The following is a 23,431-nucleotide window of genomic DNA, read 5'->3' as shown; positions in this document are numbered from 1 at the left end:
TGCTTTTACTTATTTAATTTATCGCCCAATGTACGATGAATAAAATCTGTCATCTTCTTATATAAATGTAATCTTGTGTTTCCACCGTAAATGCCGTGATTTTTATCTGGATAAATCATCCATTCAAATTGTTTATCTGCCTGAATTAATGCTTCAACCATTCTCATGGTATTTTGCACATGTACATTATCATCTCCAGTACCGTGAATTAACAGAAAATCACCTTTAAGTTTATCTACATGATTTATTGGTGAGTTCTCATCATAACCCGTTGGGTTTTCTTGAGGTGTTGTCATATAACGTTCGGTATAAATAGAATCATAAAACCTCCAGCTCGTCACTGGCGCGACCGCAATTGCCATTTTAAAGACATCATTTCCTTTAAAAAGTGCATTACTACTCATAAAACCGCCATAGCTCCAGCCCCAAATCCCAATTCTTGAAGCGTCTATATAATCTAACGCCCCCAATTGTTTTGCAGCTTCTATTTGATCTTCAACTTCAAATTTTCCTAATTCATTTTGAGTAACTTTCTTAAACTCGGCTCCTTTAAAACCTGTTCCTCGTCCATCGATACAAACTACAATATAACCTTGCTGCGCTAGCATCTGATACCAGTAATCATTTGTACTATTCCAGCGGTTAGCCACTTGCTGCGAACCTGGACCTGAATATTGATACATAAATAAAGGATACGTTTTATTCGCATCAAAATCTTTAGGCTTAATCGTCCACATGTTTAAATCATTTCCATTTACGGAAATAGTGCTGAATTCTTTTTCAGACATCACATAGCCCTCGAGTTTCTTGGCTAATTGATCATTATCTTTGATTTGTTTAACAACTTTACCAGATTTAGAACTGTATAACGTGTATTCTTGAGGTGTTGCTGAACTTGAGAACGTATTAATAAAATAGGTGAAGTCAGCACTAAAAGAAGCACTGTTTGTTCCTGCTTTTTCCGTCAAACGTTTTTTGTTTTTTCCGTTTAACTGTATAGAATATACATCTCTATTTATAGAACCATTTTCTGTAGATTGGTAGTAAATAGTATTTGCCTTTTCATTAAAACCATAGTAGTCGGTAACTTCCCAATTGCCTTTAGTAACTTGGTTAATGAGCTTGCCCTCTTTTGAATAATGATAGACATGATTAAAACCATCTAACTCACTCGTCCAAATAAAACTATTATCTTTTAAAAACGTTAAATTGAAAGTCACATCAATATAGGCTTTATCTTTTTCTGCTAAAACTACTTTTGAAAAGTTCGCTTTGGTATCAATCATCCAAAGATCTAATTCATTTTGATGACGATTCATAAACTGAACACTTAACACATTAGCATCGTTTGTCCATTCTAATCTAGGAATATAAAAATCCTCGTAATCTTTAGTAACACTTAACTCCGTAAGTTCTTTAGAATTCAAATCGTACAAATACAAAGACACTTTAGAGTTCGCTTCACCTGCCTTTGGGTATTTAAACACATGTTGTGTCTGGTATAAATCTGAACCATACACGTCCATAGAAAATTCAGGGACCTCAGATTCATCAAATCTTATAAATGCAATTTGGTTGCTATCTGCATTCCAATCAAAAGCTCTTACAAAGCTAAATTCCTCTTCGTAAACCCAATCCGTAATACCGTTAATAATCTTATTCTTTTCGCCGTCTGTAGTTAACTGTTCTACGTTTCCTGATTTTAAATCCTTTACGAATAAATTATTTTCAAATCCGTAAGCCACTTTAGTGCCGTCTGGTGACAATGTTGGTTCTTGTACCAAATCATCCGATACTTTAGTTACATCTTTCGAAGCTATATCATATATATAATATTCACCCAATGTAGAACGTCTAAAAACGGGTTGTGATTTTGTAGTTAGAATTATTTTAGATTCGTCAGCATTAAATGAATAATCAAAAAAACCTTGAATCTCAGAAATATCAGCAGAAGACACTAAGGTTTTTACTTTTTCTAACGTTTTATAATCGTAAATATCTATGGTAGATGTTCGGCTTTGCCTATCAAAATTTAAAACTGAATACTGATTTCCATTCTCCATTGAATGTAAAGCTTGCATGCCTTCTGTTCTAAAAGTTCCACTCCAAATGTCTTGAAGCGTGATTTGTTTTTCCTGACAAAAAACTAATGAGGTCATTAAAAAGCAAAAAACAGCTGCAAGATGTCTCAAATTCATGTGTTTATATTTAGTATTTATAAAAGCTTAGAACCTGCTCGTTATTGATTATTTTCTGAATCAATACTATTTTTAGCATGTTCTTTTCTTAAATTTCATGTTTTAATAAAGCAATGCCAAGTTTACTAAAAATTATGCAAAAAATCGCTATTATTAACAGTAAATCGGCATTTAAAATCGATTAAGGAGACATTTTACACCAATCCTAGTATCTTTGTTTTTACAAAAATAAGAACCTATATGCCTCATACCATTTCTGGCTTTTCTAAGCTTTCTAAATCCGAAAAGATTGAATGGCTTTTAAACACGTATTTCACAGATAAAGATAGCGCAAGAGCACTCGTTAAACAGTATTGGAATACAGATGATAAACTGCAGAAGTTGCACGATGAGTTTATTGAAAACACCATTACTAATTACTATTTACCACTAGGTGTTGCTCCTAATTTTTTAATTAATGAGACGACGTACACCATTCCAATGGCAATTGAGGAAAGCTCTGTTGTTGCTGCAGCAAGTAAAGCTGCTAAATTTTGGTTGGATCGTGGTGGCTTTAAAGCAGAAGTATTATCTACTGAAAAAATAGGTCAAGTTCATTTTATATATAAAGGCGATTTTGATAAACTCGAAGCCTTTTTTAAACATGTTAAGCTAAAACTAATTAGTGAGTCAGCTTTCATAACTAAAAACATGGAACGTAGAGGCGGTGGAATTTTAGATATTCAATTACGAAATAAATCTGAAGATTTACCAAACTATTATCAGCTGCATGCCACTTTTGAAACCTTAGATGCGATGGGAGCCAATTTCATCAACTCTTGTTTAGAGCAATTTGCAACTACTTTTAAAAATGAAGCTTTAGTGTTTGAAGACTTTACGGAAGAGGAAAAGCATATTTCTGTTGTAATGAGTATACTTTCTAATTATGTACCGCAATGTTTGGTACGCGCTGAAGTCTCTTGTAAGATTGAAGATCTAAAAAGTAAAGACATTCCTAATCCAGAAGAGTTTGCAGTAAAATTTAAGCAAGCCGTAAGCATAGCGGAAGTTGAACCTTATAGAGCAGTAACGCACAATAAAGGGATTATGAATGGTATTGATGCCGTTGTTTTAGCTACAGGAAATGATTTTAGAGCTGTTGAAGCTGGTGTACATGCGTATGCCGCAAAAGATGGCAAATATTCGAGCTTGACACATTGTTCAATTGAAAATGGTGTTTTTAAATTTTGGATTGAAATTCCTTTAGCTTTAGGAACCGTTGGCGGCTTAACAAACTTACATCCTTTAGTAAAATTTTCAATGGAAATGCTTCAAAAACCAACAGCAAAAGACTTAATGAAAATTGTCGCTGTTGCAGGGTTAGCGCAGAATTTTGGTGCTGTAAAATCTTTAACGACAACAGGTATTCAAGAAGGGCATATGAAAATGCACCTTATGAATATTTTGAATCAGTTTGAAGCTACAGATGCTGAAAAAATTACTTTAATCGAACATTTTAAGACTAATGTGGTAACGCATAGTGCGGTTGTTGAGGCTATAAAACAAATTCGCGAACAGGAAAATTTCAAATAGTAAAAACTAAATTCCAATGCTTACTCGGATGGAACATCTCGCAAAGACGCAAAGTCGCAGAGCTGCAAAGCCTTAATAACTTAATTACTTAATTTTTTGAACGCTAAACTTTGAACCCACAACCGACAACATACAGAAGTAACGGAAAGCTATTACTCACCGCAGAATATGCTGTTTTAGATGGCGCCAAAGCTTTGGCTATTCCAACTAAATATGGGCAGAGTTTAGTTGTTGAGCCTAATGACTCTAACGTAATTAATTGGAAGAGTTATAATGAACTCAATGAGGTTTGGTTTGAGTGTCGCATATCATTTAATGAGATTACGACGACTGACGAAAAAAGCCAACAGAACAATGACGTTAAAAAAAGGTTGTTACAAATTTTAAAAGCAACTAAAAGTTTAAATCCTGAATTTTTAGCTTCAGATCAAGGTTATGATATTACCACACACCAAGACTTTAATCGCCTTTGGGGTTTGGGTACATCTTCAACTTTAATTAATAATATAGCAGACTGGGCTAATGTTGATGCCTATCAATTACTTCAAAAAACATTTGGAGGCAGTGGTTATGATATTGCTTGTGCTCAAAATAACACGTCAATTACATTTGAATTACAACCCGAACAAAAACCGTTGGTCACATCAGTCAATTTTCAACCCGAATTTAAACATCAACTCTACTTTGTATATCTTAATCAGAAACAAAATAGTAGGGATGGGATTTCAGCTTATAAAACACTTGGGAAAATTAATTCTGATACCATAACAAAACTCAATACAATTACTGATGATATGACTTCTTGTACGTCACTTTCAGATTTTAAACAATTAATTGAGACTCATGAAACTATCATTTCTAGCCTCATAGAACAAAGTCCTATTAAAACCCGCCTATTTTCTGATTTTGAAGGAGCCATAAAAAGTTTAGGCGCTTGGGGAGGTGATTTTGTACTGGTGGCTTCTAAAGAAGACCCAACTGCTTATTTTAATGCCAAAGGTTTTGCTATTGTTTTAAACTATAAAGACATGATTTTATAGCACAAAAAAATGGCTTCACATTTCTGCAAAGCCATTTCAACGTATTCTAATTGCTATAAGGTTAGTAAACCGTTTTAGCTCTATTATCTTCTATATCTGCAGCTTTTTCTAATGCTGTAAACACTTTAGTCTGTACTGTATTTCTACGCTCAGCATTTAATCTGTTTACAATAGCTCCGTAGTTATCTAACTTCGTAGCATCGTTAACTTTAGTTACTCGCACAACATAAACACCTTTTTCACCATCAATAGGTTTAGACGTTGCTCCTTCAGCTAATCCAAATGCTGCACCTACAACTTTAGGCTCAACACCAGCACCTGATAAGGTAGTGTTCTTAATAGTAACAGCAGCTGCTGTTCTAACAGTTTGACCTTGATTTTTAGCGACATCAGCTACAGTCGTTGCTGTAATCTTCTCACGAATCATTTTCGCTTTCTTCTCTTTTCTTATTTCTGGTAATGCAGTAATTGAAGCATCTTCTGTACTCATTAAACCTTTTTCTCTCTTCTCTACAACCTTAGCTACGATAAAACCAAAATTAGATATAGGGAAATTTTTAAAATCACCAGCTTCTGTATCGCTATCAAAAGCCCAACGAACTACTTCTCTTTGACTTCCTAGACCTGGAATATTTTCATCTAAAGCTTCAAATGTAATCGGTTTTACAGTTAAATCACCTTCTTTAGCTAAGGCATTAAAATAACCATCTTTAGCAGCGATTTCAAACTTAGACATTACGTTAAACACATCTTGAAGTGTTTGATCTGAAGGCTCAATTTTACTTGCTATTGTTGCAACTTTCACTGCACTATTAAAACTCTTCTGCTCTAATACTTCAATAATATGGTAACCGAAAGAGGTTTGTACAACATCGATATCACCTTCTTTATTATCAAAAGCAAATGCTTTAAATTCTGGTGCCATTCCTGCTAAATAGTCAAATTCAATTTCACCATCTTGCTCATTACTTACTTTATCAGAAGACAATTCTAATAAATCCATAAATTTAGTACCTGCTTTAATTTGTGCAAAAATACTGTCTGCAGTTTTCTTAGCTTCTTCTGGTGTTTTAGTCACAGACGCATCTGCTCTTTGTCCACCTACAAAAGGAACTAATATATGACGAACTTTTACCGAGTCTGGTAATTGTTGAGTTGCAACAATTTTAGACAATTTATAAAACTCACCATCTTTATAAGGTCCGTAGTAACTACCAACACCTAATTTCATTAACGTGTCTTTAGCTACAGCTGGTAATTGTGCTGCTCTTAAAAAAGCATCATTGTATTTAATAGCTGAATTTGAATTTACAAATTCTTCAACATCAGTAGCAGAATCAAAACCTTGAATCTTTTCTGTATTCTTACTGTTTTCGTTATATTCTGTTCTATCCGATTTTAAAGCTAATAAATCTGCTTTTATTTTATCTTCATCGGCTTTAGAAGCTCCCTCCTTAAATTCTACATAAACAACTTCTGTAGTCGCATCCGTTTTGTATGTATCCTCATGCTTTTTCATATAAGCAGTTATTTCGCTTTTAGAAACAGCAACCGAACTATCTGCAATAGTTGTATAAGGTACTTGAACATAACTAATATCTACTGTTTTAGAATCACCTAAATAATCTTCTTCTGCTTCAGAAACTGTTGTACCGATACCAGCTTTAACCATATTATAATAGGTTTGCTGAATTGCATTTGCAGCAATAGTTTGTTCATTGCTTGTCCAACTTTCATAGTTCACTAAGAAGTTTCCTAAAGGAGCAGTGTCACCATTTAAATCTCTTAAGTTTGCAATAAATGCATTTAAACGATTAACATCAAAGTTTCCGTTTGCATCTTGAAATTCTGGATATGAAGAAAAACTAGTTTTCAATAAATCTCTCATTTCGTCTTTTTCGACAGACAATCCTAATTCATCAAATTCAGACTGTAATACAATTCTACGCACTTCTTGGTTGTAAATAGCATTCATAGATTGTGTAGATGTTTGTCTTCCACCTGATCTATCTTGATAGCTTTTTACTTTTTGCTGAAACTCATTTCGGTTGATATCTGTTCCGTTAATAGTCGCAACCACATCTTGTGATCCTCCTGTTAGGGCATCAGAATTTTTGAATAAATCTCCAATTACGAATGAAAATAACGCTAATGCAATTACTAATATTAATACTAGTGAGCGTTGTCTAATTTTATTTAAAACTGCCATAGTCTTTTGTAATGTCTTTAATTTGGTGTAAATAAGTCTGCGAAAATAGTATATTCTACTAAATAATAAAAGGAGAAGCGTAGTTTTTATAAGCGGAGGAAGCTTTATTCAAAATTTCATTAAAATGTACCTAAATAACTTCACTATAATATGAAGAAATAACTGTAAGATTTTAATTTTTGAAACGCTAAAAATTGATTAATCCACATCGAGAACCTTTAGTATAACTTCATCAATTTTTGTAGAAGATACTTCAGTAATTGTAAACTTGAAATTTTCAATTTGAACGTCGTCATTCTCTTGCGGAATACCTTCTGTAGCATGTACGATTAACCCACCTAAGGTTTCATAATTTTCGCTTTCCGGAAGATTCAACTTATAGGTTTCGTTAATGTAGTCGACTTCTAGTCTTGCTGTAAATTTATAAGTATTGTCATTAAGTTGCTCTTCGACCATTTCAATCGTATCGTGCTCATCTTCAATTTCACCGAATAATTCTTCAACAATATCCTCAACAGTCATAATTCCAGAGGTACCACCATATTCATCAATAACCACTGCTATGCTTCGACGTTTCTTGGTTAAGATATTCAACACATCTTTAATAAGTATGGTTTCGGGCACAAAAGCAACACGAATAATTATAGATTTAATGGTTTCGGGTTTTTTAAACAGCTCAAAAGAATGGACATAGCCTAAAATATCATCGATACTGTCTCTATAAACAAGAATCTTAGTTCTACCAGTTTCTATAAAAAGTTGTCTTAAATTTTCAATAGAATCTAAAATATCTACAGCTGTGATCTCTGTACGTGGCACCATTACCTCACGTGCCTTTACTTCTGAAAACTCTAGAGCATTCTGAAAAATCTGAATTTCACTATCAACATCATCATGATTTTCCACCGACTCCATTTGTTCAGTAATATAATTACCAAGCTCTACTTTAGTCATTGCCAAAACAACATCTTCTCCTTCTGCTTTAAATATGTATTTTAAAACAGCATCCGAAATCCAAATAATAAAATCTGAAACCCACGAAAACAAGATGTAGAAGATATACGTTGGAAAGGCTAATACCTTTAATAAGGTGTTAGCGTAAATTTGAAAGAATACTTTAGGTAAAAATTCTGCTGTAATTAAAATTACTAGAGTTGAAATCACCGTTTGAGTTAACAACTGCAAATCGACAAGCATATAAGTTAGTGCCGGACTATCTGAAGGCAACTTGGTCTGAAACCAACTTACCAAAACCTCACCCATTTTAAAACCATAGATAACCAGTGCTATATTATTTCCAATAAGCATGGTTGCAATATATTTTGAAGGTTTAGCCGTAAGTTTACCCAAAATTCTCCCTAAGAAATCTCCTTGCTTCTTCTCTAACTCAATATGAATTTTATTGGAAGATACATAAGCGATTTCCATACCAGAGAAAAAGGCTGAAAGTATAAGTGTAGTTATAATAATGACTATGTCGGAAGTCATGAATTATTGGTTATTACGATCTTCAAACTTTTTGCTGAAGCGTTTTCTAAAGAAAAACATAAACGTTGCCAAAGCAGCGAATACTAATGACATATAAGCACCGTTTCTATTATCAGACCATTTAGTAATGGCATCGTATACAAATAGCACTGCAAAAATAATATAAGCGTAATGAAAAATCTTCTGTATTTTCATGTGTTGATCTTTATTGGTTTTTATTTATTACATGGAGTTTGCGCATGTCTTCTTTATAAAACATTAGGATTGAGTTTAGCGCTTGGCTCATGTATTAATTAAGCAAACTAATGATGGTGCAAAGATAGTTAATTATCAAATTGATAATCCCCTCCCATTTCTAACATCTGAAACTTCTTAAAGTCTTTATCCGAATCAAATCCAACACCATGTAATGATCCATACAGCCAAGGTTCATTAGTAAATAACCACTCTAACTTTTGGTTGTAGTATAGTTGTTCTGTAAATAACGTATCTCTTTGGTGGCTTGCAATTTGCACATTGCCTCGCAAATCAATGATATCCGTTTCAGAATAGACAATGGCATAATCTGAGGTTATTGTAGTCTTATTTTTTTTATCATCGTAGACATAAAGCACAACTCCATCCGGAAACTCATTAAATGCAAAATTCCGATTAGAATAATCTAACATTTTCGGACTTAGTAAATTGGCGAGTAACCTAACCGTATCTTCTTTTATCTCAGTATATTTTAAATCTATGTTTTCAGCCTCACCAATAGGCTGATTTTGTAATACACCAACTTTTTGAACTTCGTTAAAGTCATTATTACACGAAAAAAACAAAGTCACAACGATTGCTGTGACTAAGTTTTTAATGATATGTAAAAAATGTTTTCTCATTAATTTTTAGGAACCGTTACCGAACGCCCTATCCAACAACCGATTTGGATAACTTCACCTGCACATGTACAGTTAAAAATATCTGTTTTTGAAGGAGCACTTGCTCTATAACTAGTTGCTGACTGAGCTGCTGCACTTCTTAAACGACTATCTACTCGTCCTGCTTTTTCAGCTTCAAGTGCTGCTAACCAAAACACCGCTCTTTTATTAAAGTTAGTATCTCCACAGTTGTTTGCGCTTTTAGCATACATGCTAGCAATTGATAAGTGCGGAGAACCATCTGAAGGGTTAAGTTTTAAAGCTTCCATGTAATATTGTCTTGCTTTTCCGTAGCTTCCTTTAGATTTAAGCTCATTAGCTAAACCTTTGTATAACTTCGCCTTTTTTAAAGGATCTGTTGACAAAGCAATAGTCTGATCTAAATACTTTTGCTCACCTGTAAGAATATAAAGGTAATAAGCAGTATCAGCATTTGGCTCAATAGTATTCTTTTGTTGAACTAATTTTAAGAATAATGGATCTTCTTTACATTCTTTAGCATACATTCTGTTCATAGCACGTTGTAACCACTCGCCATTAGTTTTGTTTGCTTCAAAATCTTTTTCATATAATGGAATTAATACTTCACAAGTTGCTCTTTCCCCAACTTTTTGATCCATACTAGACTTCACTTTATCAAAGGCCGCTAAATTAGCTTCGAAATTAGCTTTGTACTTTGGTTCGTTTTTAGTCAATGCCGTACCAGCTTCCTCCTTTTCTACTAATTTGTTTAGTTTTTCCGTATAAGATTCTTCTATAGATTCAATCATTCCCATAACATCATCATACTTATCAAACATTTGTTGCGCCGTTTTCTTTTGCGCATCAAATAAATCTACTGCTAATGAAAAATAAGTATAAAGCCCGATTGAACTATCAAAATTTTTAGCATCTTTTTTAAACGCTTCATCAAACATGTTATAGACTTGTTCGTCTGACATATTTAACTCTTTTCTGTATTTGTAAGCTAAGTTAGCTTTATCCACTAAGATTTCACCAAGATCGTATCTAGACTCAAAATGCTCTCTACTCTGATCATATAACAACATTAAATCTTTAATGTGTGCTACTTGTTCTGCTCCAGACGAGTTTTCAACTTTATGCTTTAGGATTTTTTCACCATGTACATATATCGCTCTATTAAACTTTGGACATTTTTCTCTAACTATTTTCCATGGTCCATAAGCATCATCGTATTTTTTGCTTTTTACATAACTATCAAAAATTGATAGGTTATTCATACATTCTTCATCTTGCTGAGCAAACCCTAAATTAACACTCATAAAAAGTGCTAAAAAAAGTATTGTAATTCTCGTCTTCATCTTTAGTTAATTTTGTTATTTATACTTCCTTTGTTCAAACCATCGAGAGTTCAAAGATAAACTTACATTTAAATTTATAAAATTCTCTTGAATTAAGTTTTGATTAGTTGTTCCTCGTTTTCCAAATTCTAAGCCTAAATTGGCATTAGAGAACATATTACGAGTCCCTACTGGTAAACCTAAACCAAAAGATATGCCAAACTCCTTTATGGATTCATCTTTTACAACTAAACCAGTATTTGCAAAGTTAAATCCAGCCCTGTAAACTACTCGTTTTAAGTATCCTGAAAACGCATTGTAGTCTGGAATAAAAAAACCACCAACAGCAATCCTTGAAGAATTTTCGAAAGTAGAATTTTGATTAGGAAAAACAGGATTAGAAAAATCAGCTGAGCTTTGATAAGTATATTCTGTACCTACAAACCATGATTTTGGATCTCCGACACCTACACCAAAAGACACTGTTGCTGGTAAAGTTAATTTTGTGCTTTTTTGTTCGCCAAGGTCTGCTTCAATTGTATTAGATACTGATGTGGTTTGAAGCGTAGTAGCATCAACAGTAACTGTTGACAATGTTCTTATATTATCTGAACTAAGTTTATTTCCTGGGGCATACGTTGCTGTAGTAGACAACTCTAACTTATCCGTAATCATGGTCTTGTAATTCAAACCAAAATTAACGTTTAAACCACTTAAATCAGATCTATTAAATTCACTTGTTTGGTACTGTACAACATCACCTTCTGGAGTATATTGAATTTCGAGAGCGACATTCTGTATGTTTCCGAAGTTATAGTTGAAATCCATTCCAACACTCAGTTTTTCTGTCACTTGATACCCCAAACCAGCAAAAACTCTGTTTAGACCACCTTCACCACTAAAACGATTGACAATAACACTGTCATCAGTAATGTCGTCTAGCTTATACCCTACCGAAGTATATGGCAATAAACCAAATCCTAGTCCAAATTTGCCTAAAGGCACTGATACAGCCAAATAATCAAAAATAGTACTATTGGTATTTGCCTCTCCAAAGTTACTTTCTAATGTAGATTCAGTCATAGTACCTGCAACTGTAAATTTCACTGGTCTGCTTTCACCATTGAAATAAGGCCCTTTTAAAGGATTCCCTGCGTAAGACGCCGGATTTTTCAAATTAAAATGTATACTATCTAAGTAAACACTCATGCCTCCCATACTACGGTTCTCTACAGTTCCTTTAAACTTTAGACTTCCAATACCGTAAAATGAGTATGGAGAACCTGTACCTTGTTGTGCAAAAGCTGCAGAACTTATAATTGTAATACATATTACAATAAAACGTTTTATCATTATTTTGAATTATATTCTAGAATGAAATTCAAACCTTCTAAAAGAAAATTTGATTTCGCAAATATGGTATTTTTTAATTGGTTTGACAAAAATTTACTATCTCCACCTGTTAAAATAACTGTTAAATCTGAGTAATTTTCTATATATTGATTAATTACTCCATCAATTTCATTAATTGCACCATAAACAACACCTGAATGAATTGATGACTCCGTTGAGTTTCCAATAATATTATTGGGTGTCTTGGTCTCTAATAACGGAAGATGCGCTGTTAAATTATTTAAAGATAAATACCGCAATCTTAATCCTGGTGAAATAGCACCTCCTCTGTAATGATTTTCTTTTGTAACAAAGTCATATGTAATACAGGTACCTGCATCAATAATTAAAACATTTTTATTTGGAAGCTGATTTACCGAAGCACAAACTAAAGCTACACGATCTACACCCAATGTTTTTGGTGTTTGGTAGTCATTTTTAAATGGAAATTTTAACTCTGATGTTAATTCCATCACATTTAAATCATTTTTTATAAGTTCTACTTCCTCTTTTGACAAGTGACCAACAGATGAAATGATCGCTTTTTTCAACTTTGGAAAGTCTTTTTTTACGATTTCATACTGTTTTTTAAACTCATTTAGCTTAAAACTTAATTTATAAATTAAATCTGCCTTAAAAAAAACAGCAAACTTAACATACGTATTCCCCACATCTACAATAAGATTCATATCAATTTTTGTTATTTGCAAATTTATAAATTCAAATTTTATGTAATTCCTTTTGTTAATAATAAAAATGCTTATATATTTGCACCCGCTTAACAAAGCAATTGGTGCCTTAGCTCAGTTGGTAGAGCAAAGGACTGAAAATCCTTGTGTCCCTGGTTCGATTCCTGGAGGCACCACCACCATAACCTGTAACAGTCTATTTATTAGAAAGTTGCAGGTTTTTTGGTTTTTACAAGAAACCTAACTTAGAGACAACTCACTTTTCTTTGTTATTATAAGAGCCACACACCCCTTTATAATTCCTTCGACAAAAAAATATCTTATTGCTGAATTTTAAGGGTATCTACTGCCTTTACCCTTAAAGAATCTAAATTTATTTTTTCTATTTTCCGTTGCATTTCATCAATTTCATCAATAGTCATCCCCTCACGAATAGAATCCTTTAGCACAGACACCCTTTGCAGTTCTTCTTCCGAATAGCTATCCCCCGTATTCTTAAACTCATCTAAATCTGGGGATTTGCTTCCTAGTTTAATATTAAAATCTTCACTAGTACCATTAATTACAATTGGAATACCAATAACGCCTAATGGAGGTAAACCAATACGCATTTTTAGGTTAAGCATACCGTCTAAAGAGGTTTCTCCTTCTGTTCTTATACGAAAAGGACTAACCTTAAACCTAAATCTTTCCATCTTTAGAATGTTATTTTCTATAGTTGAGTTAATTGCTATTTCTTTTACAGAAGGATCATTTAATTTTCCAAATCCTGATTCTTTAGATATTGTCCCTAAAAGCTTATAGCCCTCAAATTGCAAATCTTGCGCTTTCAGCGTACCCTTTCCTTTAAGAGATGGCATAAGAGGCAGCATTTGATTGTCTAATGACCCTGACATGTTATAACTTATAGAAACACTACCTGAAGCCTTTTCGGCAGCAGGAACCAACTCTTTAAAGAGCTGAATCGTTTCATATCCTTTCTTTATATTAAGATTTTTAGCCTCTATGTCCATTGAAAAAATCGCCTCATTAAGATTTAAGGGGTGATAAAACCCTTCGATTTGCGCGTTACCATCAACCATTTTTAAATCACTACTTTTAAGATAAAGTCCCTGATCCTTAATCCCCAAAACACCTGATAACTCATTAATATTTAATAAATTATATTTAAGCGTATCTACCTGAATTTGAAAAGTGATATCCATATCTTTTGGCACTTGCATTACACCACTAATCACCTCTTCAACTACAGCAACTTCACTATCTAATTCTTCTGCCGCCTGACTAGTTAACTGTTCTTTCTTTGGAAAAAATTCTGTAACAACTATTTTTGAGGATTCCAATTTCACATCACCACGTAAAATACCATTAGAAAATAAAGCATAATTTAGATAATCTTGAAAAAAACCATTCATAGAAACCTGAGTACTCTCATGCTGGATATTTAGATTAGAAAATGCCATTTTATCATCTAAGAACAAAAACTTCCCTCCCTTAACTAAAAGCGGCTGTGGTAACACATCGGTTTCAATTTGTATACTCTCAACAATATCTAGTGTGCCAGAATGTGAGTTCGGCGTCACGTTTGTAGAGTTTTCATCATCTGGATTACTGAGCTGTCCTTTTAAATTTAAGTCAACTTTTAGCGCTCCCTTTGAAATTAAAAAAGGTAAATCAACAACTTGATGAAGTGAGGTAAAATCGATACTACCGACACTGTTGATTTCATATTCAGGTTGGTCAAAATTCTGAAAAAATGCTTTTGCTGCAAATTTATTTTCCAGAAAACTAAAGTTTAGCGCATTGATTTTTAAAGAGGAATCTGAATAGCTATTTCCATTATTTTGAACTAAAGCATCAATATTTATATTCTTAATAGGCTCAGGGTGTCCTGAAGTCTGTACAAACCCATTGGTTAGCTTAAAGCTTCCTTCGGTTTTAGGAAATTTTGATGCTAAGGGCTGATAAACACCCTCCATATTCCAATTAGACCATAAGATACCATTAAATTTAAAATCTGGTAATTGCAAAGTTTCGTTAAGCATCGTCAAATCTACCTTAGACTGAATATTGGATTTTACATAGAGCGAATCTTCTCTCCCCTTTAAAACCAATTTCCCTGCAGTGAGTTCATCTTGTAGTTTAAAATTTAGGTTATCTAAACGAAAATCCATTAATCCATTTTCTAAAGACCCTTTGAATTTTACCTGTATATTTTCCAATTTCTGATTGGCTGTCTTATGTGCTATTTCACCATTATTTATAACCAAATCCAATGACACATGTTCTCTTTTCAGAGAATCGGGAACAGTACCGGAATAGCCAATTAGGTTACACGTGGCATCAATATCACCGTTCATATCCATACTTTTGGACCATTCGGTATATTTTGGAGGAAGGGCGCTTACCACATTTTGTAGCGTGCCGTTTTTTGTATTGAAAACCACATTATAAGAAAGGCCATCATCAAAAACATCTAATCTCCCATTAAAATTGACATTTAAATCATTCAATGAAATAGTATTGTCATCTAATTCTATAGAAAGCGTTTTAGTATCATAGATTGTAAAGGATTTTGCCTTTAGCGTTTTACCTTTTAGGTATTCTACTTTATCAAAAATAACATCGATACTATCAATATCCAATTGTGAACCCAACTCTAAAATTCCTTTATCTAGACCACCTTTGCCTTTATAATTAAAGCCATTGGATTTTATTGTTATGCCATTCTCTTCATCTTTATAAAGTACATTAGCATTTTTAATTTTGAGTTTATCTAGATTCAAATTTAAACCGAGCGAACTAGAATCATCTTGGCTAGATATAGAGTCTACATAAAAGATATTATCATAATTGTTTCTTCCAAACTTATCCTTAACAAGTCGAATATCACAATCCGTTAAATACGTTTCTTCGACCTTCAACTCATTTGAGAAAATTAATTTAAAAATATTAATACCAAAGCCGAGCTCTTTAGCTGTTATTATACGTTCTTTAGAAAACGGTTCAGGCTCTGCTAAATTAACCTCTTCAAAAGAAAAGGTTAACGAGGGAAAGTGACGAAAAAATGATATTTCGGACGTCTTAAACTGTAGTTCTGATCTTAAATTTTCGTTGATTCCTTTTTTTATTTCTTGAGAGATATAATCATTAAATATCTGAGGAATGGCAAACATGAAGATGAGCAAAGCGACGACCACACCTAATAACCATTTCAACACTAAAATAAGAATACCCTTTTTATTATTTGTTTTCACCATTTGAAAATAAATTATACTTTTTGATTTTTATGACTTACTATTTCAAATAGATTACTCTAATGCAATAAATCAATAATACTGTTTTAGGCATTACCAATTAACAAATGATACACCAATGCCAAAGGTACTCTGATAATGATTATAGTCTACTAATGTTTCCCCATATCCTGTAAAAAATTGTGCTTGTACTTGTAAATCCTTATTTATAGGATATAGATAATTGAATTCTAAACTACCATGATTATCCTTTAGCGAAAATGAATTCGTAGCAATTGCGTAAAATGTGTGCTTTTTTAGCTTATAGATAGCCTTAAGCCTTCCATTACCTATATAGTTTGTGATTAACGGATTTTCATCAACCTCATCATTTAATCTAATCCAAGGACTTAGATAGATTTGTAAGTTTTTACTTTCTAACGCTAAATTGAAAATCACTCGATTCCAGCTTCTGGACCTTGGTAGATCTCTACCATTAGATTGGTGATTGAAACTTACACCAAACATCTTTAAAGTGAGTCCTGCAATTTTAATATCTAAAGGGAAATTTAACATAAGTTCTGGCTCATAATTCAACTCTCTAAAGGCTCTAGACAATTCTGTATTATAAATTTGCCAATGCGCAATTTGAGTATAACCAACCCATAAATCTCCTTTTCCAAAAAATAATGATTCCGCCAATTTAGTCTTAAAACTTAACTGAAATTTAGCTTCATAATTATTAAATTCTTTAGGAGTCGTTGAAGAAAAATCTGGATTTTCACTGTAAGGCAATTTATTCGGATTATTAGACCTTCTACCTGCGGTTACATACACGGGTTTATATGATCTTAGCTTAAATACGCCTTGCTTAGTTTCTTTATCTAAATCCCATATTTCTGATAAAGACTTAAGTCCTATTTCATTTTCTTCTAGCTCTTGAGCCTTAGAAATCGAAATTGACAGGACTAGTATAATAAATACAGCTATTTTTTTTAGCACCATTTAAATAAATTTCTATTGATGACCAGAAATGGAATTACACTTTTTAATCAAAAATTCTGCTCTTTATTCTTTACAATCCGTTTTTGATAATGGCATTGTAGATGAGTAATTGACAGAATTCACATCTTTAAACATTGTTCCGGTTTCATCTAATTCGCCATAACCTTCCACCAATTGATTATCCTTAAGCATAAAAGTGACTTGTCTTTTACTTTCGACACCTTCAGATTGAAAAGTATACGTACCAACAAGCTTACCGTCGTTAAACTCTCCTGTGAAGCTACCTTTGTTTTTGTCTTTTTCAGCAAAAGCATAGGTCAAATTAGCCTCTACTGGATTATCGTTTTTTGTAATCTCCATATTGACTAGGCTACCATTTTCGCTATACATATAACAGCCTTTTTCAAGTGTTGGCGTTATTACCACTTCCTCTTCCATAGGAACTTCTTTAATGGTTTCTTCTGGTTTATCCTCTTTATTTTTACAATTAAAGAAAGTAAAGGCAACGAATGTTAAGAGCACTACTTTTCTACTTATAGCACTAAAACTTGTGTTTTTAGAATTTGAATATTTCATAATATTTAGTGTTTAGTTTTTAATCCGTTTTTTTGAATACGATCGTAATTCCTGATGGATTTGATAAGGTTAATCTACTATTTTCAATTGCATATGTTGTGCTACTCTGTAATGCTTTTAAAAATTCGGATTCTTTATTATTTGGTTCACACAACATTTCCGTAGTTACAATATTTGTAAATCGAAGCAATCCTTTTTCAAAAAAAAGCTTACCATTCATTTGGTTGCAGCCAGCAAAACCTGAAAATGTATTTTCGGAAGTTTTAATATCAATCGTAGGAAATTCTTGCTTAAAATCTGCTTTGGTTATTATTTTTCCTTTTAAGGTTTCAAGTATCCAAATATCTTGTAGGCGATAATCAGTAACATAATAACCACAGCCCTTTAGCTTTTGAGACTCCGCTTCAGCCTTTTTATTATAATCAATGGTCACAGAATAAGATGATACTTTTCCAGACATATCATTGACACAATCTGTTTGCGAAATTTGAATAGTCATCTCTGTTGATTCTGTCTCAATATTGTAGCGTTTCACATTAGAATCCTGCGCTAAAATAGGCTCGGCGTGTGGTATATTTATGGAATCCGTTGGCGTTTTAAAAACAATTAACTTCTCATTAATCTCTAATCCCCAGAAAGGTTCCGTACCATTTGCTTTGAAATATTTGCTATCGTTATTAGCAGATTCATCTTTAGACACCTTAGTATTAACTGCGTCAGAATGCTCTGTGTTTTTGGTAACACTTTGTTGTAAAGCCTCCTGTTTATTAGTAGCATTGTTACATGCAGAAAACATAAAGAATCCTACAAACAGAAAGCCATAAATTAGTCGTATCATTATTGTGTTTTTTTGAATCGCATCATTGGTACATCTCCTAACATTAAATTCAGTTTGCCTTCGGCATCAATGTCGTATCCATCTATTTTTTTTATCGTACTCAAGAACTCTTGCTCTCCTTTACCACAAAACATCATAGTAGTAGGCCCTGGTTCACCAAAAGAAATCGATTTACCATCCAAAGTATAAGGCGCTGAATACCCGTTACAACTATTATTACCTGTTGCTTTACTTGTCGTTTTATCAAAAGTAAGTTCAGGTTTTTTACTAGGGAACAAGCCATCGAAAGCAATTCGTGAGCCAGACATGTATTCCAATTGCCAAGTCGCACTATAAAGTTGCTCGTTATTAGACATTTCTTTTTCCGAACCACAAGCTGTAACAAGTGATAAGAAGCAAATAAACAAAATTGATTTAATTTTCATGATACTATAATTTTTATGATTATTGTTTTTTAAAAAATCGAGCTAATAGGTATAAAATACTGAGTAATATCATAACAACAACACTCAACACCAAGAAATTACCGAACACCTTTGTATACCCAATACTTGTAGCGTCAACAAATGGATACGGATAAAAGTCTGAAAAACTTCCTCTAAACATTATGACTATAAAATAAATTAAAGGGTATAAAAGCCATGAAAAAAGCAGTCGTGGTTTTAAATCTTCAAATATTATAAACATAAACCAATATACAAGCACATACATTGGGATAACAGTGTGTAAAAGCTCATCAATTACCATTTGAAAACCTGAAGGTTGCCAAATGGAACGCAAAACAATTTGATAAACCAGACCGACAATAAGGATGAAACCTGTAATGGCCGTTAATGAAGCATTATTTTTTAGAAATTTTAGCGCTCTAATAGTTGAGATTTGGGATGTAAAATAAAGCGCAACTAGCGTATTCGTTAAAATAGTGAAATAGCTAAAAAACCTAATAATGGTTTCAAAAAGATCTGTTTGTCTGTTGATGATAATTAACACTAATTGTCCAACAACTGCAAACCAGCCAACCAAAGCACCTACGACATTCCATATCTTTTTTTGAGTGAAGTTCACTAAGGCAGTCATCTTAAGATTTTTAAGCATTTAAATATTGTAGGTCAAAATTAAACTATTAATGCTTCCTATCAAATTATTCAATATTAAAACAAAATGAATTAGAATGTTTTAGAGCTATTAATTACGTGTTGGTATACCTTCAAATCTTTACGCATTAGTAAATCTTACAAAAAGAATGCAAGCAACTAGAATATTTCATACTCTATTACATAAAAAAATCCCTGTAAAAAATAATTACAGGGACTTAATCTTGCTAAAAATCAATTATTATAAAGCTTCAAAACGGACATTATCTATCGCAAAATTTAATAATACATCTGCGCCTTCAAATGCCATTCCAAATTCTGCATCAACGAGACTAAAATCTGGCACGCCTAGTATTGAACAAGGTATAGAAACGGTTGTCCAACCTTCTGAATCAAATGCCTCGCCTGTATCATTCCATGGTGCCCAATCATAAAAGGCGTCGACTCCATCAGCATCATTAAATCTAATTCTAAACATACCTGCTGTTAATGGCTCTAACGTATTGATATCAAATTTTAAGGAGTAACCCGATAAATTAGAACCTACAGTTGACGCTCCATTAAAAGTTCCGGCATCATTTCTCCAGAACAAATCTTGCCATCCGTCACCACCTGTTTGGAAGTTTGCTCTACCGTAAGAGCTACCATCTAAACTTAGTGAAACATCATTTTCTGCTACAACATTTCCCCACCATGGTCCATTAGCATCCCAATCAAAGAATACTAAAGACGTATCATCTATAGGATCTGGCCCTCCACATCCTGGTGTATCAAAACGCACATTATCTATCGCAAAATTTAACAACACATCTGCTCCTTCGAATGCCATTCCGAATTCCGCATCAACTAAACTAAAGTCTGGAACACCTAATACAGAAAGTGGAATTTCAATCGTTTCCCATCCGTCAGTTGTAAAAGGCTCACCGGTGTCATTCCAAGGTGCCCAATCATAAAAGGCATCTACACCATCGGCATCATTAAATCTAATTCTCACCATACCATCTGTCATAGGCTCTATAACATTCATATCAAATTTTAACGAATAACTACTTAGATTACTACCTACTACTGCTGCACCATTAAAAGTTCCGGCATCGTTTCTCCAAAATAAATCCTGCCAACCTACACCTCCTGTTTGGAAATTTGCTCTACCATACGAGCTACCGTCAATACTTAACGCAGCCGTATTTTCTGCAACAACATTTCCCCACCAAGGTCCGTTTGCATCCCAATCGAAGAATACCATTGAAGGATCTCCTACAGGACATAGTCCGCCTTCACCTGTTTCAATACCAAGAGCACTTAATAATGCTTCTGGGATTAAAACGCGGTTAATCTCATGGATAACACCATTATTGGCTCCAATATTCGCCATTGTAATAGTAGATGGAATTGCATCACCAAAAGACGGTAATAATCTCGCGTTATCACCAGATAAATCTGCGGTAATATCATCACCATATAGTGTAGATATTGTTCCTCCATCCGTCAACTGACTTGCCATTAAACTACCAGCATGAAGATGATAATTTATTAAATCGGTTAATACCGTTAATTCTTCAGGTGTATCAAAATCTGCTAAAGTTTCAAAATTATTTATTGCTGCAAATAGCCCTACAAAAGCATCATTATTAGGTGCAAAAGCAGTTAACTCATCCGTAGACAAACTATTTGTAAGACCCACTTTTTCTACCGCCTCTATAAAGGTTGTAAAACCTCTATCATTAGATCTCTCAACAATATTTAAGGTTGCACTTAATATGCTTTGAAAAACATCTTCTGGTAATAAGACTTTATCAACACCATGCACTACACCATTTACTCCTTGAATATCTACAAGAACAATTTCTGCATCATTATAAGTGGCATCATCTATTAGTGTTCCGCTAATGGAAAATGAATCTCCTTGCATGGAAGTCTGCGTTGTACCATCAACCTCTGAAGAACGTGTGTTAGCACCAGAAACGACATGATATAGTATAATTTGTTGTAATACCGCTTCTGGAATATCACTTAAAGACACCCATCCAAAAGCACCATTAACTTGAGCTATTAAGGCTTCGAATGCTATATTATTAGGAGCAAATAAAGTATAAGGATAATTTTCGTTTTCAGGATCTGATATTGACAATGTTTCACTTAATCCAGATAATGCAATGGCACTTGCTAAACTAGAATAATCAGGATTTGCCATAACATGATCTACAACTGTTGGCGGCATTAAAACAGCATCTACAGTATGAATAACTCCATTGGTCGCCCCTAAGTCGAACCCGTTATCTACCAATGAAGCTACTCCATTAAATATAAGATCACCTTCTGTATTTGTATAAAAACTAATATTATTATCATCTGGACCAGTTGCTAAAGTCGTTAAATAACCCGTTTCCATTCCACCTGTAAAATCAGCTGTAACTGTACTTAATACATGATTTAACAACACATTCTCTAATGCTTCATTTGTTAATGACGTTATGCTTGAATCACTAAAAGCTGAATTGTTTGGCGCAAAAACCGTATAAGTAGTTGTACTACTTAGAGTAGAATCTAAACGCACCTGAGCTAATGCATCAGCAAGCACAGACAAACTCTGTCGTTCGGATACAATTTCTGAAATATTTTTAGGACTACTTGTTGATTGGAATATATCGTCATCCTCTTTACAAGAGTAAAAGCATGTAAAGACAACAAGCAAAGAGATATAAAAGTTTTTAGATATTTTCATTACAAATATTTTTAATAATTAGTTTTTAAACTCCACTTGATTAATTTCTACTATAGAAAACCAAAATCATCTATATAAAAAATGTATTCTGCTAATCCTGTATTAGATGCTTCTTGAAAATCCATTCTAAATATTGTGTCTGGCGCACCACCATTTGGATAAAAATCGGATAAAGGAATCACCACTTTATTCCATACTCCTGGTATAAGTTCTATAGGCTGTACTGTTTGTGCTCCATCAAAATCATTTAAAGCAATTTGCACTTTATCACCTACTGCACCTGTTCCGTATACAGAAACTGTGAGGGCATCATATTCATCAAATGGAATATTTGGTACTAAGAAAGACAGTCCAGACCAGGCTTCTCTCGTACTTTTAATAGAGAATTCACCTAAAGCGACTTCAGAAGACGCCAAGTCATGTGTTCCTCCCCATTCACTTGTCGTCCAATCTGAATGTAAAGCATCAATATAAATAGAGTAACTAAACCCGTATGAATCTGATTGTGCAACAGCACCTCTACTCGTAGCTAAATAAATAAAAGCTTGTTCTATACCCGATGGCACTTCTACCACAACTTCCGTTTGGCTAATAGATAAAATTGTTGCTGGGGCTTCTATTAAGTTTCCATTTTCTTCAGATCCTGACACAAAGGTTACCGTAGACGTATCCGTAAAGTCACCACCCTGAAGCTTAACAACCTTTACACCATCAACTGTCTCTTCAGTGAATCCTTCAATAGTTAATAAAGAAAAATCATATTCAGTAACTCCTTTTAAATTTTCTAATCGCAAAATATTTGTTTGATTTATGTAAGGTGCGTCTAAAGGCACGCTTACAAAAGCAATATTATCTGTTAAAAGTGCTGGATTAAATCCTGCGGGAAAACCGTTAAAGTCTATAGAAAATAACGATGCCAAATTTTCGCCTCTTATAATGTATGTTCCTTGCAAAACACCTTGTGTTACAGGGACGTCTTCTCTAGCTTCGCTTACACTATGAATAATAGGAGGAGCAGTTGCTTCTGGAATAGAATCCTTTTGAAATTCGTTTTCGCAAGATGTTAACTGAAATATCATTAACACCATTAAAAAGAAAGTAGCTATGTTGCTCAATGTGAAATTATTTTTTTTCATAATCTTCTTTTTTAT

General features: G+C 33.4%; 18 protein-coding genes and 1 tRNA gene. 3 read left to right on the top strand and 16 right to left on the bottom strand.

Going from position 1 to position 23,431, the window contains the following annotated elements; translation table 11 throughout:
• Positions 1-5: 5 nt before the first annotated feature.
• A complete protein-coding gene (locus tag HM984_RS02630; protein ID WP_179348012.1) occupies positions 6-2,198 on the bottom strand; it encodes a S9 family peptidase in 2,193 nt (730 codons plus the stop codon).
• 228 nt (positions 2,199-2,426) lie between these two features.
• Here HM984_RS02630 and HM984_RS02625 point away from each other — a divergent pair, with 228 nt between their 5' ends.
• Positions 2,427-3,770 carry a hydroxymethylglutaryl-CoA reductase, degradative gene (locus HM984_RS02625; RefSeq protein WP_503328563.1) on the top strand — a complete coding sequence of 448 codons (1,344 nt, stop codon included), beginning with the start codon at positions 2,427-2,429 and terminating at the stop codon, positions 3,768-3,770.
• A gap of 110 nt (positions 3,771-3,880) precedes the next feature.
• Complete coding sequence (locus HM984_RS02620) at positions 3,881-4,810, top strand: GYDIA family GHMP kinase (RefSeq protein WP_179348010.1); 930 nt, start codon at positions 3,881-3,883, stop codon at positions 4,808-4,810.
• Between the two features lie 61 nt (positions 4,811-4,871).
• Here HM984_RS02620 and HM984_RS02615 read toward each other — a convergent pair whose 3' ends face one another.
• From HM984_RS02615 to HM984_RS02585, 7 genes are all read right to left on the bottom strand, one after another.
• Positions 4,872-7,019 (bottom strand): SurA N-terminal domain-containing protein, encoded by a 2,148-nt coding sequence (locus HM984_RS02615; protein WP_179348009.1) that lies wholly within the window; start codon positions 7,017-7,019, stop codon positions 4,872-4,874.
• 198 nt (positions 7,020-7,217) lie between these two features.
• Positions 7,218-8,507: a hemolysin family protein gene (locus HM984_RS02610; RefSeq protein ID WP_115807857.1), complete on the bottom strand. Its 1,290-nt coding sequence runs from the start codon at positions 8,505-8,507 to the stop codon at positions 7,218-7,220.
• Between the two features lie 3 nt (positions 8,508-8,510).
• Complete coding sequence (locus tag HM984_RS02605) at positions 8,511-8,702, bottom strand: hypothetical protein (protein ID WP_115807858.1); 192 nt, start codon at positions 8,700-8,702, stop codon at positions 8,511-8,513.
• Positions 8,703-8,830: 128 nt separating this feature from the next.
• On the bottom strand, positions 8,831-9,385 hold the full coding sequence (gene lptC, locus HM984_RS02600) for an LPS export ABC transporter periplasmic protein LptC (RefSeq protein ID WP_179348008.1): 555 nt from the start codon (positions 9,383-9,385) through the stop codon (positions 8,831-8,833).
• Positions 9,385-10,746 carry a tetratricopeptide repeat protein gene (locus HM984_RS02595; protein WP_115807860.1) on the bottom strand — a complete coding sequence of 454 codons (1,362 nt, stop codon included), beginning with the start codon at positions 10,744-10,746 and terminating at the stop codon, positions 9,385-9,387. Before HM984_RS02595 ends, lptC begins: the two co-directional genes overlap by 1 nt.
• A gap of 15 nt (positions 10,747-10,761) precedes the next feature.
• Complete coding sequence (gene bamG, locus HM984_RS02590) at positions 10,762-12,078, bottom strand: BamG family beta-barrel-assembly machinery protein (RefSeq protein WP_179348007.1); 1,317 nt, start codon at positions 12,076-12,078, stop codon at positions 10,762-10,764.
• Entirely contained in the window at positions 12,078-12,806 is a 729-nt protein-coding gene (locus tag HM984_RS02585; protein WP_179348006.1) for a type III pantothenate kinase, read from the bottom strand. The genes bamG and HM984_RS02585 overlap by 1 nt, the downstream gene beginning before the upstream one ends.
• Before the next feature lie 103 nt (positions 12,807-12,909).
• On the opposite strand from HM984_RS02585, the gene HM984_RS02580 reads away from it, so the two are divergent.
• Positions 12,910-12,985, top strand: a tRNA-Phe gene (locus HM984_RS02580).
• A 141-nt stretch (positions 12,986-13,126) separates the two neighbouring features.
• Here the strand turns inward: HM984_RS02580 and HM984_RS02575 are convergent.
• The 8 genes from HM984_RS02575 to HM984_RS02540 form a co-directional block, all read right to left on the bottom strand.
• Positions 13,127-16,066, bottom strand: a complete 2,940-nt coding sequence (locus HM984_RS02575) for an AsmA-like C-terminal region-containing protein (protein WP_179348005.1) — start codon at positions 16,064-16,066, stop codon at positions 13,127-13,129.
• 90 nt (positions 16,067-16,156) lie between these two features.
• Positions 16,157-17,047, bottom strand: coding sequence for a phospholipase A (locus HM984_RS02570; protein WP_179348004.1), 891 nt, complete (start codon positions 17,045-17,047; stop codon positions 16,157-16,159).
• A 63-nt stretch (positions 17,048-17,110) separates the two neighbouring features.
• Positions 17,111-17,623, bottom strand: coding sequence for a hypothetical protein (locus tag HM984_RS02565; protein ID WP_179348003.1), 513 nt, complete (start codon positions 17,621-17,623; stop codon positions 17,111-17,113).
• 19 nt (positions 17,624-17,642) lie between these two features.
• On the bottom strand, positions 17,643-18,461 hold the full coding sequence (locus tag HM984_RS02560) for an META domain-containing protein (RefSeq protein ID WP_179348002.1): 819 nt from the start codon (positions 18,459-18,461) through the stop codon (positions 17,643-17,645).
• A complete protein-coding gene (locus HM984_RS02555) occupies positions 18,461-18,886 on the bottom strand; it encodes an META domain-containing protein (protein WP_179348001.1) in 426 nt (141 codons plus the stop codon). Before HM984_RS02555 ends, HM984_RS02560 begins: the two co-directional genes overlap by 1 nt.
• A 19-nt stretch (positions 18,887-18,905) precedes the next feature.
• Complete coding sequence (locus HM984_RS02550; protein WP_179348000.1) at positions 18,906-19,538, bottom strand: Pr6Pr family membrane protein; 633 nt, start codon at positions 19,536-19,538, stop codon at positions 18,906-18,908.
• A 258-nt stretch (positions 19,539-19,796) separates the two neighbouring features.
• Positions 19,797-22,280, bottom strand: coding sequence for a glycan-binding surface protein (locus HM984_RS02545; protein ID WP_179347999.1), 2,484 nt, complete (start codon positions 22,278-22,280; stop codon positions 19,797-19,799).
• Positions 22,281-22,330: 50 nt separating this feature from the next.
• Positions 22,331-23,416 carry a hypothetical protein gene (locus tag HM984_RS02540; protein WP_115807869.1) on the bottom strand — a complete coding sequence of 362 codons (1,086 nt, stop codon included), beginning with the start codon at positions 23,414-23,416 and terminating at the stop codon, positions 22,331-22,333.
• Between the last annotated feature and the right edge of the window lie 15 nt (positions 23,417-23,431).

Origin of the sequence: Winogradskyella pacifica (genome assembly GCF_013403915.1) — a bacterium.
Classification (GTDB): Bacteria; Bacteroidota; Bacteroidia; order Flavobacteriales; family Flavobacteriaceae; genus Winogradskyella; species Winogradskyella pacifica.
The sequence above is the reverse complement of the archived record's forward strand: the minus strand, read 5'-3'. Positions and strand labels throughout refer to the sequence as shown.

Excerpts from the sequence above, each read along its gene's own strand:
- HM984_RS02630 (WP_179348012.1), bottom strand. The coding sequence starts at position 2,198 with ATGAATTTGAGACATCTTGCAGCTGTTTTTTGCTTTTTAATGACCTCA.
- HM984_RS02615 (WP_179348009.1), bottom strand. The coding sequence starts at position 7,019 with ATGGCAGTTTTAAATAAAATTAGACAACGCTCACTAGTATTAATATTA.
- HM984_RS02610 (WP_115807857.1), bottom strand. The coding sequence starts at position 8,507 with ATGACTTCCGACATAGTCATTATTATAACTACACTTATACTTTCAGCC.
- HM984_RS02605 (WP_115807858.1), bottom strand. The coding sequence starts at position 8,702 with ATGAAAATACAGAAGATTTTTCATTACGCTTATATTATTTTTGCAGTG.
- lptC (WP_179348008.1), bottom strand. The coding sequence starts at position 9,385 with ATGAGAAAACATTTTTTACATATCATTAAAAACTTAGTCACAGCAATC.
- HM984_RS02595 (WP_115807860.1), bottom strand. The coding sequence starts at position 10,746 with ATGAAGACGAGAATTACAATACTTTTTTTAGCACTTTTTATGAGTGTT.
- bamG (WP_179348007.1), bottom strand. The coding sequence starts at position 12,078 with ATGATAAAACGTTTTATTGTAATATGTATTACAATTATAAGTTCTGCA.
- HM984_RS02585 (WP_179348006.1), bottom strand. The coding sequence starts at position 12,806 with ATGAATCTTATTGTAGATGTGGGGAATACGTATGTTAAGTTTGCTGTT.
- HM984_RS02575 (WP_179348005.1), bottom strand. The coding sequence starts at position 16,066 with ATGGTGAAAACAAATAATAAAAAGGGTATTCTTATTTTAGTGTTGAAA.
- HM984_RS02570 (WP_179348004.1), bottom strand. The coding sequence starts at position 17,047 with ATGGTGCTAAAAAAAATAGCTGTATTTATTATACTAGTCCTGTCAATT.
- HM984_RS02565 (WP_179348003.1), bottom strand. The coding sequence starts at position 17,623 with ATGAAATATTCAAATTCTAAAAACACAAGTTTTAGTGCTATAAGTAGA.
- HM984_RS02560 (WP_179348002.1), bottom strand. The coding sequence starts at position 18,461 with ATGATACGACTAATTTATGGCTTTCTGTTTGTAGGATTCTTTATGTTT.
- HM984_RS02555 (WP_179348001.1), bottom strand. The coding sequence starts at position 18,886 with ATGAAAATTAAATCAATTTTGTTTATTTGCTTCTTATCACTTGTTACA.
- HM984_RS02550 (WP_179348000.1), bottom strand. The coding sequence starts at position 19,538 with ATGACTGCCTTAGTGAACTTCACTCAAAAAAAGATATGGAATGTCGTA.
- HM984_RS02545 (WP_179347999.1), bottom strand. The coding sequence starts at position 22,280 with ATGAAAATATCTAAAAACTTTTATATCTCTTTGCTTGTTGTCTTTACA.
- HM984_RS02540 (WP_115807869.1), bottom strand. The coding sequence starts at position 23,416 with ATGAAAAAAAATAATTTCACATTGAGCAACATAGCTACTTTCTTTTTA.